This is a genomic window from Azospira oryzae, assembly GCF_004217225.1.
In the GTDB taxonomy this organism is placed as follows: domain Bacteria; phylum Pseudomonadota; class Gammaproteobacteria; order Burkholderiales; family Rhodocyclaceae; genus Azospira; species Azospira oryzae.
The window spans coordinates 969831-985095 of the sequence record NZ_SHKM01000002.1 but is presented as its reverse complement, the minus strand read 5'-3'; the positions used below and the strand labels follow the sequence as shown (position 1 = coordinate 985095).

The window sequence follows — 15265 nt, the reverse complement described above, 5'->3', positions numbered from 1 at the left end:
ATAGCAGCAGTCAGCGTGGTCTTACCGTGGTCAACGTGACCGATGGTGCCCACATTAACGTGCGGCTTCGTACGTTCAAACTTTTCCTTGGCCATTGCGGTACCTCGAATTTAGAAAATGTAAAAAAAACTTCGGGGCAATCAGTGGTGCCCATGGGCAGGATTGAACTGCCGACCTCTCCCTTACCAAGGGAGTGCTCTGCCACTGAGCTACATGGGCATCCGCTTTCAACCAACCGTGCGGAGTGGAGCGGGTGAAGGGAATCGAACCCTCGTCTTAAGCTTGGAAGGCTTCAGCTCTACCATTGAGCTACACCCGCGTTCGATTTTTCACCCACGACGCCCAAACTTCAGAACCGGACATCGCTAACCGCAACAAAAACTTGGTGGAGGAGGAAGGATTCGAACCTTCGAAGGCAGAGCCGTCAGATTTACAGTCTGATCCCTTTGACCGCTCGGGAACTCCTCCAAAACGAAGCCGCGAATTATGGCTATGCCGGTTGCCCGTGTCAAGCCCTGCATCGCGAAGCGAGGGCGCATTATAGCAAAAGATTCCCATACGTCCAGCCCGATTTGTACGAATTCGCTTCCCGCCCCTCTCGGCCTAGAATGCCGCCTTTGCTCAAGCCCCCACATTACCTATGACCACAGCCTCCGCGCCCCTACCCGCCGCCCTCGTTGAAGCCCTGCGCCAGCAGTTCGGCACCCGTTACTCCCAGGGCGAATCCGTGCGCCTGCAGCATGGCCGCGACGAATCCAAGCACGAGCCCATGCTGCCCGACGGCGTGGTGTTCGCCGAAAGCACCGAGGAAGTGGCAGCCGTCGTCCGCCTCTGCCGCGAATATCGCGTACCCGTCATTCCCTACGGGGTCGGCAGCTCCGTCGAAGGCCACGTGCTGGCTGTGCACGGCGGCATCAGCATCGACCTATCCGGCATGAACCGGGTGCTGTCCATCCATGCCGAGGACCTGGACGTCACCGTTCAGGCCGGCGTCACCCGCAAGCAGCTGAACGACGAACTCAAGGGCACCGGCCTGTTCTTCCCCATCGACCCGGGCGCCGACGCCACCCTGGGCGGCATGGCCGCCACCCGGGCCTCCGGCACCAATGCCGTGCGCTACGGCACCATGCGGGAAAACGTGCTGAGCCTGACCGTGGTCACCCCCGAGGGCAAAATCGTCCGCACCGGCAGCCGGGCCCGCAAGTCCTCCGCCGGCTACGACCTGACCCGCCTTTTCGTCGGCTCCGAGGGCACCCTGGGCATCATCACCGAGCTGACGGTGAAGCTGTACCCCATTCCGGAAGCCATGTCCGCCGCCGTTTGCGCCTTTCCCTCGGTGGATGCCGCCGTGGACACGGTGATCCAGACCATCCAGCTGGGTGTGCCGGTGGCCCGGGTGGAACTGCTGGACGCCCTCACCCTGCAGGCCATCAACCGCTATTCCAAGACCACCCTGCCGGAAGCACCGACCCTGTTCTTCGAATTCCACGGCAGCGACAGCGGCGTCCAGGAGCAGGCCGAACTGACCCAGGAGATCGCCCAGGGCAACGGCGGCCAGGACTTCCAGTGGGCCACCCGTCAGGAGGACCGCAGCCGCCTGTGGCAGGCCCGCCACGACGCCTATTTCGCCTGCCTGCAGCTCAAGCCCGGTGCCCGCTGCTTCCCCACCGACGTCTGCGTCCCCATCTCCCGTCTGGCCGAATGCATCCACGCCACCAATGAGGACATCGCCCAGGTTTCCCTGCCCATCGCCCTCTTCGGCCACGTGGGCGACGGTAACTTCCATCTGGTGGTGCTGGTGGATACGGACAACCCCAAGGAAATGGCCGAGGGCGAATGGATCAGCCAGCGCGTGGTGGAGCGGGCCATCGCCATGGAAGGCACCTGCACCGGCGAACACGGCATCGGCCTGGGCAAGCAGCACTACCTGCTGCAGGAGCACGGGGAAGACGGCGTGGCCCTGATGCGCACCCTGAAGACTGCCCTGGACCCCCTCAACCTGATGAACCCGGGCAAGATCCTGCCGCCCCAGGCCTGAGGCGCCACCTCCCCCACCAAGGGCGCTGCGGCGCCCTTTTTCATGGCATCTGCCGTTGCGCGCCGCGCCTGCTGCAACGCAACGTTACGCGCCCTCCGCGGTCCCATACAATGCCTGCGTCGCCCACCCGCGACGCATGACAAGACCGGCACAGCCCACAAGGCAGCGACCGGACAGACCAACCTGCCAACGCGATCCTGCCCGCCCGCAAACGGGATGAAGGCGAGACGCCGGCGACCAATGGAGGAGCAAATCGCATGAGCGATCTCTCTTTGCACGTCCCCAAGGAGCTGGCGTCCGCCAGCCTGGACGACAAGTACACCACCCTTTCCGGCCGCGCCTTTCTCACCGGCACCCAGGCCCTGATCCGCCTGCCCATGCTGCAGCGGCTGCGGGACCAGGCCCAGGGGCTCAATACTGCCGGCTTCATTTCCGGCTACCGGGGCAGCCCTCTCGGCGGTCTGGACCAGGGCCTGTGGAAAGCCCAGAAATATCTGGCGGAAAACCACATCACCTTCCAGCCCGGGGTCAATGAGGATCTGGCCGCCACCGCCGTCTGGGGCAGCCAGCAGGTCAATCTCTTCCCCGGCGCCAGGTACGACGGGGTGTTTGCCCTGTGGTACGGCAAGGGCCCGGGGGTGGACCGCAGCGGCGACGTCTTCCGCCACGCCAACGCCGCCGGCAGCTCCCGCCACGGCGGGGTGCTGGTGGTGGCCGGCGACGACCATGCCGCCAAGTCCTCCACCCTGCCCCACCAGACCGAGCACGTCTTCAAGGCGGTGATGATGCCGGTGCTGTATCCGGCCAACGTCCAGGAGTACCTGGAATACGGCCTGCACGGCTGGGCCATGAGCCGCTATTCGGGCTGCTGGGTGGCCTTCAAGGCCCTGGCGGACACGGTGGAAACCTCGGCCTCGGTGTGGGTGGACCCCATGGCCCTGGACATCCGCCTGCCGGAGGATTTCGAACTGCCGGCCGATGGCCTCAACATCCGCTGGCCCGACCCGCCCCTGGTGCAGGAGGCCCGCCTCACCCACTTCAAGCTCTACGCCGCCCTCGCCTACGCCCGGGCCAACCGGCTCAACCGCATCGTCATCGACTCCCCGGCACCGCGCCTGGGCATCATCACCGCCGGCAAGTCCTATCTGGACGTGATGCAGGCCCTGGACGAGCTGGGCATCGACCAGCAGCTGGCCGCCCAGATCGGCATCCGCCTCTACAAGGTGGGCATGGTCTGGCCTCTGGAATCGGAAGGGGTGCGCCAGTTCGCCGAGGGGCTGGACGAAATCCTGGTGGTGGAAGAGAAGCGCCAGATGCTGGAATACCAGTTGAAGGAAGAGCTCTACAACTGGCGCGAGGACGTGCGGCCCCGGGTGGTGGGCAAGTTCGACGAGAAGGGCGAATGGGCCCTGCTGCCCGACGGCAAGGGCCATCTGGCCCACGGCGACTGGCTGCTGCCGGCAGCCGGCGAACTGTCCGTGGCCCAGATCGCCCGGGCCATCGCCAGCCGCATCGAGCGCCACTTCACCAGCCCGGCCATCAAGGCCCGCCTGGACCTCATCGAGGCCAAGCAGAAGGCCCTGCAGACGCCCCTGATCCTCACCCAGCGCACGCCCCACTTCTGCTCCGGCTGCCCCCACAACACCTCCACCCGGGTGCCGGAAGGCTCCCGGGCCGTGGCCGGCATCGGCTGCCACTACATGGTGACCTGGATGGACCGCAGCACCTCCACCTTCACCCACATGGGCGGCGAGGGCGTCACCTGGATCGGCCAGGCGCCCTTCACCGAAGAAAAGCACATCTTCGCCAACCTGGGGGACGGCACCTACTTCCACTCCGGCCTGCTGGCCATCCGCCAGTCGGTGGCGGCCAAAACCAACATCACCTACAAGATCCTCTACAACGATGCCGTGGCCATGACCGGCGGCCAGCCGGTGGACGGCATCCTCTCCGTGCCCCGCATCACCCGCCAGCTGGAGGCCGAAGGGGTGGGCCGGATGGTGATCGTCACCGACGAGCCGGAGAAATACGCCGAGGTGACGGACCTGGCGCCCAACGTACCGGTGCGCCACCGGGACGAGCTGGACGCAGTGCAACGGGAACTGCGGGAGATCCCCGGCACCACCATCCTCATCTACGACCAGACCTGCGCCACGGAAAAGCGCCGGCGCCGCAAGCGGGGCAAGCTGGCCGACGTGGACCGCCACGTCTTCATCAACGAGGCGGTGTGCGAGGGCTGCGGCGACTGCTCGGTGCAGTCCAACTGCCTCTCGGTCATCCCGGTGGAAACCGAATTCGGGCGCAAGCGGGCCATCGACCAGTCCAACTGCAACAAGGATTTCTCCTGCCTCAAGGGTTTCTGCCCCTCCTTCGTCACTTTGAAAGGGGCAAAGCTGAAAAAGGGCCAGGCCCTGGCCATGGACGCACAGGACTGGCCGCCCCTGCCCGAGCCCGTGCTGCCGCCCACGGCGCGGCCCTACAACCTGCTGGTGACGGGGGTCGGCGGCACCGGCGTGGTGACCCTGGGCGCCCTCATCGGCATGGCCGCCCACCTGGACGGCAAGGGCGTCTCGGTGCTGGACATGACCGGTCTGGCCCAGAAGTACGGCGCCGTGTTCACCCACCTGCGCTTCGCCGACCGGCCGGAGGACATCCACGCCGCCCGCATCGCCACCGGCGAGGCAGACGCCATCCTGGGCGGCGACGTGGTGGTGACGGCGGGCAACGAGGCCCTGTCCAAGATGCTGGAAGGGCGCACCCGGGCCGTGGTGAACTGCACGGAAACCCCCACCGCCGAATTCACCCGCAACCCGGACTGGCAGTTCCCCCTGGCCCGCATGCAGCAGACGGTGGCCGCCACCGTGGGCGCCGACCACGCCTGGTTCCTCGACGCCCAGGCCCTGGCCACGGCCCTCATGGGCGACGCCCTGTATACCAACATGTTCCTCCTCGGCTACGCCTGGCAGAAAGGCCTGGTGCCGGTGAGCCTGCCGGCCCTGGGCCGGGCCATCGAGCTCAACGGTACCGCCGTGGCGGCCAATCTCCAGGCCCTCGACTGGGGCCGCCGCACCGCCGTGGACGAGGCCCGGGTACGCCAGCTGGCAACACCTGCCGCAGACACGCCGCCGCCCCGGCCTGACGCCGCCCTGGAGGAAGTGCTGGCCCTGCGGGAACAGGAACTGACGGACTACCAGGACGCCGCCCTGGGCCGCCGCTACCGCCAGCGCATCGAAGCCCTGCGCCAGGCCGAGGCGCCCCTGGCCCCGGCCCTGCCGGTGACCCTGGCCGCCGCCCGCAACTACTTCAAGGTTCTGGCCATCAAGGACGAGTACGAAGTGGCGCGCCTGCACACCCGGCCCGAGTTCTTCGCCCGTCTGCGCCAGACCTTCGCCGGCGAACCGGGCAAGGACTACGCGGTGCATGTGCACCTGGCCCCGCCCCTGTGGGCCAGGTCGGACCCGCGTAGCGGCCAGATCCGCAAGCGGCAGTACGGCCCCTGGATGCTCGGCGCCCTGAAGCTGCTGGCCCGCCTCAAGTTCCTGCGCGGCACGGCCCTGGACGTTTTCGGCCACACCGCCGAAAGGCGCATGGAACGGGCGTTGCAGGCCGGCTACGAGGCAGACCTGGAGCGCATTCTGGAGGCCCTGGCCGCCGGCAGCGCCCACCCGGCGCTGCTGGAACTGGCGCGGCTGCCGGAAAGCGTGCGCGGCTACGGCCACGTCAAGGCCGCCAGCGCCGAGAAAGCCCGACAGCAGCGCCAGGAGCTGCTGCGGCAACTGGAAGGGGGCGGAGCGGCCCCGGCGGTCTGAGGTCTGAGGTCTGAGGTCTGAGGTCTGAGGTCTGAGGTCCGAGGTCCGAGGTCCGAGGTCTGAGGTCTGAGGTCTGAGGTCTGAGGTCTGAGGTCTGAGGTCTGAGGTCTGAGGTCTGAGGTCTGAGGTCTGAGGTCTGAGGTCCGAGGTCCGAGGTCCGAGGTCCGAGGCCGGCGAGCCCGTCCGGGCCGGAACGGCGGGTCGGTTACAATGACCGACCCGCTTTTTTTCAGGCTCCGCCGTGCCCGCTTCCTCCCGCCAACTCGCCCTCCAGTTCGCCGCCGTCCTCCTGGTGCTGTCCCTGGCCTGGCCCTATTACGGCATGAAGGCCGAGCTGCTGCCCTGGGACCAGGTGGCCCTGGCCATCGGCGCCACCGCCCTGGTCTTCGCCACCCTCAGCCGCCAGGCCTGGTGGTGGCGCCTGATCCACGCCTGCTTCGCCCCCCTGGCCTGGGCCGTGGCCCAGCTCGACATTGCCCCGGGCTGGTTCCTGCTGGCCTTCATCCTCATGCTGCTGGTGTACCGGGGCGCCGTCTCCGGCCAGGTGCCGCTCTACCTCTCCAACCGGGAAACGGCGGCCGCCCTGGCCGACCTGGCCCGGGAGCGGGGCAGCCGGCGCATCCTGGACCTGGGGGCCGGCATCGGCAGCCTGCAGGCGCCCCTGGCCCGGGCCCTGCCCGAAGTCCGGGTGGATGGCCTGGAGAACGCCCCCCTCACCTGGCTGCTGGGCCGCCTGCGCCTCTCCGGCCAGGCCAATGCCGCCCTGCGCTACGGCGACATGTGGCGCACCGACCTGGCCGGCCACGACCTGGTGTACACCTTCCTTTCCCCCGAACCCATGGACTGGCTGGGCCAGAAGGCCGCCGCGGAACTGCCGGCCGACGGCCTGCTGGTGAGCAACAGCTTCCCCGTGCCCTGGGCCGAGGCGGATCGCATCATCGAAGTGGGCGACCGCCGCCGCACCCGCCTCTACTGCTACACCCCGGAGAGTCTGCGCACCCAGCTGGCCGCCGCAGTTGCCGCGGAAGACGCATCCGGGGACAATCCGGCCTAGCCTAACGTCATCAACCTTCCCACCGACAGCAGCCGCCATCTTGAAAAACTGGGGCATCCAGACCCGCATCCTCCTGCTCGCCCTGGCCCCCGCCGTGGCGGTGGCCGGCGCCCTCAGCGTCTACTTCGTCCTCGCCCTGCTCTCCGACCTGGACCGGGACCTGCGGGACCGGGGCCTGGGCCTGGCCCGGCAGCTGGCGGCCATCGCCGAGTACAGCACCTACTCCGGCGACCGCCAGACCCTGGGCAGCGTGGCCCTGGCCGCCCTGGAGGAAGCCCACGTGAACAGCGTCGAGGTCTACGACCAGGAGGGCGAGGCCCTGGCGGCCAGCGGCGCCCTGCCGGCGCCCCTCTCGCCCTTGCCGAGCCCGACCCAGAGCGACGTCATCCACGAGGATGAAGACCATCTGCGCATCGCCGCCCCGGTGCTGCGCCACCGCTTCGACATCCAGGACCCCTTCCTCGCCGAGTCCCCGGTAGCCGGCCGCCCCGAGCCGCCGCCCCTGCTCGGCTGGGTGGTGGTGGAGATGTCCCGCCAGTCCCTGGAGACCCGCCGCCAGGAAACCATCGCCTTCACCCTAACCCTGGTGCTGCTGACCGTGGCCGCCACCAGTCTGCTGGCCATGATCCTGACGCGCCAGGTGAGCCGCCCCATCGTGCGCCTGGAAAAGGCGGTGGAGCGCATCCGCGCCGGCCAGCTCAACCTGCAGCTGCCCGCCGACAGCGGCGGCGACCTGCAGCGCCTGGAAGAAGGCTTCAACACCATGGCCCAGGCCCTGCAGGAAGCCCGGGACAACCTGGAAGGCAAGATCGCCGACGCCACCCGGGAACTGGAACGCAAGCGGGCCGAGGCGGAGCGCTCAAGCCTGGCCAAGTCCCGCTTCCTGGCTGCCGCCAGCCACGACCTGCGGCAACCCCTGCACGCCCTCAACCTGTTCGCCTCCGACCTGAAGAACCACGCCCGGGGCCCGGACCAGGAAAAGCTGGCCGGCCAGATCGGCACCTCCATCCGCAGCATGTCGGAGCTGCTGGACGCCCTGCTCAACATCTCCCGCCTGGATGTGGCCGGGGTCAATCCCCAGCCCCTGGCCACGCCCCTGCAGGCCATCTTCGACAAGCTGCAGCAGACCTATGCCCGGGAAGCGGAGAACCGGGGGCTGCGCCTGCGCTTCCGCCCCACCCGGGCCTGGGCCCATACGGACCCGGCCCTGGTGGAACGGCTGCTGGGCAACCTCATCACCAATGCCCTGCGCTACACCGAGCGGGGCAGCATCCTGGTCGCCGCCCGCCGCCGGGGCCAGGCCTGGCGGGTCGAGGTGAGGGACAGCGGCGACGGCATCGCCCCCGAGTTCCAGCGGGCCGTGTTCGAGGAATTCGTCCAGGTCGGCAATGCGGAACGGGGCCAGGGCAAGGGCCTGGGACTGGGCCTGGCCATCGTGGACCGGCTGGCCAAGGCCATGGAGGCCCCCCTGGATCTGCGCTCCGCCCTGGGCCAGGGCTCGGTGTTCGCAGTCCAACTGCCGGCCTGCGCGGCCGTGGCGGAGACGCCCGCCACCGAACTGGAACAACGCCCGCCTCTGGCCGCCCTGCTGGCCTACGGCCCGGGCTTCATGGCCGAAAGCGCCGAGCAGCTGGAGGCCTGGCTGCGGGACTGGGGCCTGCGCTGCCGCCGGGTGGAGTCGGTCGCCGCGGCCCAGGCCCTGCTGGCCGAGATGGCCGCCGGCAGCGAAGGCCCCTTCCTCTGGCTGGCACCGGGCAACGGCACAACCTTGCGCGAAGTGCTGGCCCTGGCGCCGGAGCGCCCGGCCGTGATCATCGGCGGGGAAGAGCAGGAGGGAATGGCGGACGGGGGCTGGTTCAGCCTGCCCCATCCGGCGCGACCGGCCAAGCTGCGTGCCTTGCTGCAGCGCCTGGCCGGCGAACTGGAAAAGACGGAAAGCGCCTAGGTCAGACCTTGATGCCCAGGCGGCTGACGGCCACCAGGGCCTGGGTCCGGCTGGAAACGCCGAGGGCCTTGAAAATGGCGGTGATGTGGATTTTCACCGTGCCTTCGGAGAGGCCCAGCAGATTGGCGATGTCCCGGTTGGACTTGCCCTTGGTCATCAGCCCCAGCACCTCGGCCTGACGCTCGGTCAGGCCGAATTCGGAAGCGGGCGCTTCCTGCACCGCCGGCGTGGGCGCCAGTTCGGCCCCCAGGTTCACCGGCATGGTCTGCTCCGGCTTGTGGATGCTGCCGCCCAACACCTGCCGCACCGCCGCCACCAGCTTCTCGGTGGAATAGGCCTTGGGAATGAAGCCCAGGGCGCCGTGCTTGAGCGCCCGGTTCACCGTATGGGCATCGTCGTAGGCGGAAACGACCACCACCGGAACGGCGGGGAAGCGGCTGCGGAAGAGGTCCAGGCAGGCCAGGCCATCAAGCCCCGGCAGGGCGATGTCCAGCAGCACCAGATCCAGGTCCGCTTCCTTTTCCAGCACGGCGAGGGCGGAATGGCAATCGCCAGCCTCGAAGACGGTCACCTCCGCTTCCAGCTGACGCAGTACGCGAACCAGGCCCTCCCTGACGAGCGCGTGGTCTTCGATGACGAGCAAATTGAGCATAGGGTTATGGGATGACGTTGTTGTTTTGGCGCTAATTTAGCACTCCGGCGGACTCCCGGCTATTCCGGCGCAGAAAATATTCGCTACTATGGCAGGATACGGCGCCAACAAAGGAGACCCACCATGAGCCTCAACAACGGAAGCAACGATCCCCTGGATTTCGTCAAGAACATGTGGGGCAATATGGGCTTCTCCCTCCCCGGCATGGTCACCCCCACCCTGGACACGGACGAGTTGCAAAAGCAGATCACCGACCTGAAGGCGGTGGAAGGCTGGCTGCGCATGAACCTGTCCATGCTGCAGATGACCATCCAGGGCATGGAAATGCAGCACTCCACCCTCACCGCCGTAAAGACCATGGGAGCCATGGCCGCCCAGCAGCGGGAGGAAATGGCCCAGGACACCTCGGGCACGGCCGAAGCCGCCGGTGCCGCCGCCGAAGCCGCGGCCAGCGCTTTTTCCCAGGCTGCCATGTGGCCCTGGAACATGATGAACCAGGTACAGGAACACCTGCAGCAACAGCAAGCCGCCCAGCCGGAAGCCCCGGCCGAACCGCCCAAGGCAAAGGCTGCCGCCAAGACGGCAGCCAAACCGAAAAAGCCCACCGCCGGTAGCCGCAGCAAGAAAACCCAGTAACTTCGGCAACAGCACCAATAAAAAACCCGGGACTAGCCCGGGCTTTTTATTGGCAGCGAAATAGGCAGCACAACGAGGCGCCGCGACGGCAACGCTCAGGCAGCCAGGGCCGTCAACAGCTTCTGGTGGATACCGCCGAAGCCGCCATTGCTCATCACCAGCACCTGGTCTCCCGGCCTGGCGGCGGCGGCGATGCGGGCCACCAGCCCGTCCAGGTCGTCCAGCACCACGGCCCGCTCACCCAGGGATGCCAGGGCGGCAGCCGCATCCCAGCCCAGATCCCGGGAATAGCAGAAGACCAGATCCGCATCCACCAGGCTGCCGGCCAGCCGGTCCTTCATCACGCCCAGTTTCATGGTGTTGGAGCGGGGCTCCAGCACCGCCAGGATGCGGCCGGAGCCTTTGCCCAGCTTGTGCCGCAGGCCGGCCACGGTGGTGGCGATGGCGGTCGGATGGTGGGCGAAGTCGTCCAGCACCGTGATGTCGCGCACCGTGCCCCGCACTTCCATGCGCCGCTTCACATTCTGGAAGGTGGACAGGGCCTGCAGGCCGTCCTCGGGCCGCACCCCCACGTGACGGGCAGCCAGGATGGCGGCCACGGCGTTCTGCCGGTTGTGCTCGCCGGTCAGGCCCCAGGTGGTGCGGGCCACTTCCCGGCCATCCTGCAGCAGGACCAGGGAACCGTCGCCGTCGTCGCCGATGGCGGACCAGCTGTCGCCGCCGAACCACTCCACCCCAGACCAACAGCCCCGGGCCAGCACCCGCTGCAAGCTTTCCTCCCGAGCATTGGCCACCACTAGGCCGGAACGGGGCATGGTGCGCACCAGATGGTGAAATTGGGTCTCGATCGCCGCCAGATCGGCAAAAATGTCGGCATGATCGAACTCAAGGTTGTTCAGCACGGCCGTCCGCGGCCGGTAGTGAATGAACTTGGAGCGCTTGTCGCAGAAGGCCGTATCGTATTCATCCGCCTCGATGACGAAGAAAGGCAGGTCGGTGAGGCGGGCCGACAGGCCGAAATTCTGGGGCACGCCGCCGATGAGAAAGCCCGGGTTGAGGCCGGCGCACTCGAGAATCCAGGCCAGCATGGAACTGGTGGTGGTCTTGCCGTGGGTGCCGGCCACGCCCAGGACCCACTTGCCTTGCAGCACATGCTCGGCCAGCCACTGGGGACCGGACACATAGGGCAGTCCCTGGTCGAGAATGGCCTCGAGCAGCGGATTGCCACGGGAAATGGCGTTACCGACGACAAAAATGTCGGGATCGACGGCGATCTGGCCGGCATCGTAGCCCTCGGTCAGTTCGATGCCCTGAGCCTCCAGCTGGGTACTCATGGGCGGATAGACATTGGCATCGCAGCCGGTGACGCGATGGCCGGCAGCCCGGGCCAGCAGGGCGATGCCGCCCATGAAGGTGCCGCAGATGCCGAGAATGTGAATATGCATGCAATATTCCGCCGGTTAGAATGAGGCCTGATTCTAACAGCCGGGGTCTGCCATGAAGCCATCCTCTCGCCGTGCCGATGCCCAGGCCTCCCGCAACGCCCACCTGCGCCAGCTCATCGCCAGCACCGCCGCCCGCCTCATGGCGGAGGACGGCATCGCCGACTACCCATTGGCCAAGCGCAAGGCAGCCCGGCAGCTGGGCAGCCCGGATACGGACGCCCTGCCCACCAATGCCGAGGTAGAAAGCGAGCTGCGGGCCTACCAGGCCCTCTACCAGGAGCGGGAACAGAAGGAACGGATCGACGAACTGCGGGGAAAAGCGGCGGAAATGATGGAGATCATGACGCCATTCCACCCCTATCTCACCGGTTCCGTCCTGGACGGCAGCGCCGGCCGCTACGCCGAGGTGGACATTCTGCTCTACCCGGACAGCGCCAAGGAGGTGGAGATATTCCTCCTCAACCGGCAAATCCCCTTTGAACACACCACGCCCCGCCACGACCGGGTGGATGCGGTGCTGCAACTGGATATGGAAGGGGACACCATCAATCTGGTGATCTACCCGCCCCAGGACGAGCGCACCGCCTACCGCAGCCGGGACGGCCGCCTGCGGGAGCGGGCCCGCCTGGAAGCCGTGCGCGCCCTGCTACCGGCAAATCCATGAAACCGACACGCCCCTTGTTAATGCGCCTGGCCCTGGCCATCGGCCTGGCCGCCACAGCCTTCGCCGCCGGCCTCTATTTCGGCCGGGGCGAGCACCCGGCCTTTACCCCCGAACCGCCGGCGGAGGCCGTACGGCAGCTCCTGCAACTGCAGCTGCCGACGGCTGACGGCAAACCCCAGGCCCTGGCCCAGTGGTCCGGGCAGGTGCGGGTCATCAATTACTGGGCCACCTGGTGCCCGCCCTGCCGGGAGGAAATGCCCGAGTTTTCCCGCCTGCAGCAGGAGCTGGGGAGCAAGGGGGTGCAATTTATCGGCATTGCCCTGGATTCTGCCGACAGCGTGCAGGAATTCGCCGCCAAGCAGCCAACCGCCTACCCCCTGCTGATCGCCACCCCGGAAGCCGTGGGCAACCTGAAAAATCTGGGCAACAGCCGGGGCGGCCTGCCCTTCACCCTGGTGCTGGACCGCCAGGGCCAGGCCCGCCACGTACGCCTGGGCGGACTCAACGGCGCCGAACTGGCAGCCATCCTGCAACCCCTGCTATGACTTTCGAAAGAGGCAAACTGGACAAACTGTCGCGAATTGCGGCAAACTTGCTGCCATGAAGAAGCAAACTTCATCTTCCGCCAAGGGCAAGACCCAGGCAGAACAAACCATTCCGCCGCGCCTGCTGGTCCTGCACGGCCCCAACCTGAACCTGCTCGGCACCCGGGAGCCCCAGATTTACGGGAGCACCACCCTGGCCGACATCAACCGGGCTCTGGCCGTGCGCGCCGAATCTGCCGGCGTCGAACTGGAAGCTTTCCAAAGCAACCATGAAGGCGCCCTGATCGAACGCATCCATGCGGCCCGGGAGCAGGGAGTACGCTTCATCCTCATTAACCCGGCGGCCTACACCCATACCAGCGTTGCGCTGCGGGACGCCCTGGCCGCGGTCGGCATTCCCTTCGTCGAAGTGCATCTCTCCAATGTCTTCGCCCGGGAGCCGTTCCGGCACCACTCCTATTTTTCCGATCTGGCGATCGGGGTCATCAGCGGCCTGGGGTCCGAGGGATATTCCCTGGCCCTGGAGTTCCTGCTGAGCCGACTCAACGCCGACTGAGCTGCCACGCCAGACCCGGTTTCCGGTTTTTCACATCTAGCTACTTCCACCGCCAACTCAATAGGGCGGATTTTCGAGGGAGAATTCAATGGATCTGCGTAAACTCAAAAAACTCATCGACCTGGTACAGGAATCCGGCATCTCCGAGCTGGAGGTCACCGAAGGCGAAGAAAAAGTCCGCATTGCCAAGCATGTCGCCGCCCCCGTGGGCCAGCCCATGACCTACGCCGTGCCCGCCGCCGCCCCGGCTGCCGCACCGGCCCCCAGCAGCGTGAACCTGGACGACACCGACGACCTGCCGGAAGGCCACGTGGTCAAGTCGCCCATGGTCGGCACCTTCTACCGCGCCTCCTCCCCCGGCGCCGAGCCCTTCGTGCAGGTGGGCCAGACCGTCAAGCAGGGCGATACCCTGTGCATCATCGAAGCCATGAAGCTGCTCAACGAGATCGAAGCCGACGCTTCCGGCACTATCAAGGCCATCCTGCTGGACAACGGCGAACCGGTTGAATTCGGCGAACCCCTGTTCGTCATCGGCTAAGGAGTTTTCTCCATGTTCGAGAAAATCCTCATCGCCAACCGGGGCGAGATCGCCCTGCGGGTCCAGCGGGCCTGCCGTGAGCTGGGCATCAAGACCGTGGTGGTGCACTCCGAGGCCGACCGGGAAGCCAAGTATGTGAAGCTGGCGGACGAATCCGTCTGCATCGGCCCGGCCTCCTCCGCCCTCAGCTACCTCAACATCCCGGCCATCATCTCCGCCGCCGAGGTCACCGACGCCCAGGCCATTCACCCGGGCTACGGCTTCCTCTCCGAAAATGCGGACTTCGCCGAGCGGGTCGAATCCTCCGGCTTCGTCTTCATCGGCCCCCGGGCCGAGACCATCCGCCTCATGGGCGACAAGGTTTCCGCCAAGGACGCCATGAAGGCTGCAGGCGTGCCCTGCGTGCCCGGTTCCGATGGCGCCCTGCCGGAAGACCCCAAGGAAATCATCAAGATCGGCCGCGCCGTCGGCTACCCGGTGATCATCAAGGCTGCCGGCGGCGGCGGCGGTCGCGGCATGCGCGTGGTGCATACCGAAGCCGCCCTCATCAACGCCGTGGCCATGACCCGCCAGGAAGCCCAGACCGCTTTCGGCAACCCCATGGTGTACATGGAGAAGTTCCTGGAGAACCCGCGCCACGTGGAAATCCAGGTGCTGGCCGACGAGTTCAAGAACGCCGTCTACCTGGGCGAGCGGGACTGCTCCATGCAGCGCCGCCACCAGAAGGTGATCGAGGAAGCACCGGCTCCCGGCATCCCCGCCCGCCTCATCGCCCGGGTCGGCGAGCGCTGCGCCGAAGCCTGCCGCCGCATCGGCTATCGCGGCGCCGGTACCTTCGAGTTCCTCTACGAGAACGGCGAGTTCTACTTCATCGAGATGAACACCCGGGTTCAAGTGGAGCATCCGGTGACCGAACTGATCACTGGCATCGACATCGTCCAGGAACAGATCCGCATCGCCGCCGGCGAGAAGCTGCGCTTCAAGCAGCGGGACATCCAGTTCCGCGGCCACGCCATCGAATGCCGCGTGAACGCCGAAGATCCCTTCACCTTCGTGCCCTCTCCCGGCACCATCAGCTGGTGGCATCCGCCCGGCGGCCCCGGCGTGCGCGTGGATTCCCATGCCTATTCCGGCTACAAGGTGCCGCCCCACTACGATTCCATGATCGGCAAGATCATCACCTTCGGCGACACCCGGGAACAGGCCATCCGCCGCATGCGCATCGCCCTTTCCGAGACCGTGGTGCAGGGCATCAAGACCAACATCCCGCTGCATCAGGAACTGATGCAGGACGCCCGCTTCGTCGAAGGCGGCACCAGCATCCACTACCTGGAGCACAAGCTGGCCGCCAAGAACGAAGTGAAGTCGGTGGAAGGCTAAGCG

General features: G+C 66.9%; 13 protein-coding genes and 3 tRNA genes. 10 read left to right on the top strand and 6 right to left on the bottom strand.

Annotation, left to right across the window (positions count from 1 at the left end):
- The 4 genes from EV678_RS13765 to EV678_RS13750 all read right to left on the bottom strand — a co-directional run.
- On the bottom strand, nt 1-95 hold a 95-nt coding region (locus EV678_RS13765; RefSeq protein WP_018003793.1), incomplete at its 3' end, for a GTP-binding protein.
- Between the two features lie 49 nt (nt 96-144).
- Nucleotides 145-219 (bottom strand) — tRNA-Thr (locus EV678_RS13760).
- 26 nt (nt 220-245) lie between these two features.
- Nucleotides 246-319, bottom strand: a tRNA-Gly gene (locus EV678_RS13755).
- Nucleotides 320-383: 64 nt separating this feature from the next.
- Nucleotides 384-468 (bottom strand) — tRNA-Tyr (locus tag EV678_RS13750).
- A 172-nt stretch (nt 469-640) separates the two neighbouring features.
- Here EV678_RS13750 and EV678_RS13745 point away from each other — a divergent pair.
- From EV678_RS13745 to EV678_RS13725, 4 genes are all read left to right on the top strand, one after another.
- Nucleotides 641-2038, top strand: a complete 1398-nt coding sequence (locus tag EV678_RS13745; RefSeq protein WP_014235493.1) for an FAD-binding oxidoreductase — start codon at nt 641-643, stop codon at nt 2036-2038.
- A gap of 257 nt (nt 2039-2295) precedes the next feature.
- On the top strand, nt 2296-5847 hold the full coding sequence (locus tag EV678_RS13740; protein WP_130459913.1) for an indolepyruvate ferredoxin oxidoreductase family protein: 3552 nt from the start codon (nt 2296-2298) through the stop codon (nt 5845-5847).
- A gap of 241 nt (nt 5848-6088) precedes the next feature.
- The gene (locus tag EV678_RS13730; protein WP_130459912.1) at nt 6089-6901 is read left to right on the top strand and encodes a class I SAM-dependent methyltransferase; all 813 of its coding nucleotides are present in this window, start codon (nt 6089-6091) and stop codon (nt 6899-6901) included.
- A gap of 40 nt (nt 6902-6941) precedes the next feature.
- A complete protein-coding gene (locus tag EV678_RS13725) occupies nt 6942-8846 on the top strand; it encodes an ATP-binding protein (protein ID WP_165397520.1) in 1905 nt (634 codons plus the stop codon).
- Nucleotide 8847: 1 nt separating this feature from the next.
- On the opposite strand, the gene EV678_RS13720 is transcribed toward EV678_RS13725, so the two are convergent.
- A complete protein-coding gene (locus EV678_RS13720) occupies nt 8848-9498 on the bottom strand; it encodes a response regulator (RefSeq protein WP_014235497.1) in 651 nt (216 codons plus the stop codon).
- A 123-nt stretch (nt 9499-9621) separates the two neighbouring features.
- Between EV678_RS13720 and EV678_RS13715 the strand changes: the two genes are divergently transcribed.
- Nucleotides 9622-10134 carry a PhaM family polyhydroxyalkanoate granule multifunctional regulatory protein gene (locus EV678_RS13715; RefSeq protein WP_014235498.1) on the top strand — a complete coding sequence of 171 codons (513 nt, stop codon included), beginning with the start codon at nt 9622-9624 and terminating at the stop codon, nt 10132-10134.
- Nucleotides 10135-10229: 95 nt separating this feature from the next.
- On the opposite strand, the gene mpl is transcribed toward EV678_RS13715, so the two are convergent.
- Nucleotides 10230-11579 carry a UDP-N-acetylmuramate:L-alanyl-gamma-D-glutamyl-meso-diaminopimelate ligase gene (gene mpl / locus EV678_RS13710; protein WP_130459910.1) on the bottom strand — a complete coding sequence of 450 codons (1350 nt, stop codon included), beginning with the start codon at nt 11577-11579 and terminating at the stop codon, nt 10230-10232.
- Nucleotides 11580-11631: 52 nt separating this feature from the next.
- Between mpl and EV678_RS13705 the strand changes: the two genes are divergently transcribed.
- The 5 genes from EV678_RS13705 to accC all read left to right on the top strand — a co-directional run bounded on the left by EV678_RS13705 (nt 11632) and on the right by accC (nt 15262).
- Nucleotides 11632-12243 (top strand): hypothetical protein, encoded by a 612-nt coding sequence (locus EV678_RS13705; protein ID WP_130459909.1) that lies wholly within the window; start codon nt 11632-11634, stop codon nt 12241-12243.
- Nucleotides 12240-12788: a TlpA family protein disulfide reductase gene (locus EV678_RS13700; protein ID WP_130459908.1), complete on the top strand. Its 549-nt coding sequence runs from the start codon at nt 12240-12242 to the stop codon at nt 12786-12788. Before EV678_RS13705 ends, EV678_RS13700 begins: the two co-directional genes overlap by 4 nt.
- A gap of 55 nt (nt 12789-12843) precedes the next feature.
- A complete protein-coding gene (aroQ, locus tag EV678_RS13695) occupies nt 12844-13344 on the top strand; it encodes a type II 3-dehydroquinate dehydratase (RefSeq protein WP_014235502.1) in 501 nt (166 codons plus the stop codon).
- A gap of 88 nt (nt 13345-13432) precedes the next feature.
- A complete protein-coding gene (gene accB / locus EV678_RS13690; RefSeq protein ID WP_130459907.1) occupies nt 13433-13882 on the top strand; it encodes an acetyl-CoA carboxylase biotin carboxyl carrier protein in 450 nt (149 codons plus the stop codon).
- Between the two features lie 12 nt (nt 13883-13894).
- Entirely contained in the window at nt 13895-15262 is a 1368-nt protein-coding gene (accC, locus tag EV678_RS13685; protein ID WP_014235504.1) for an acetyl-CoA carboxylase biotin carboxylase subunit, read from the top strand.
- The last annotated feature ends 3 nt before the right edge of the window (nt 15263-15265 follow it).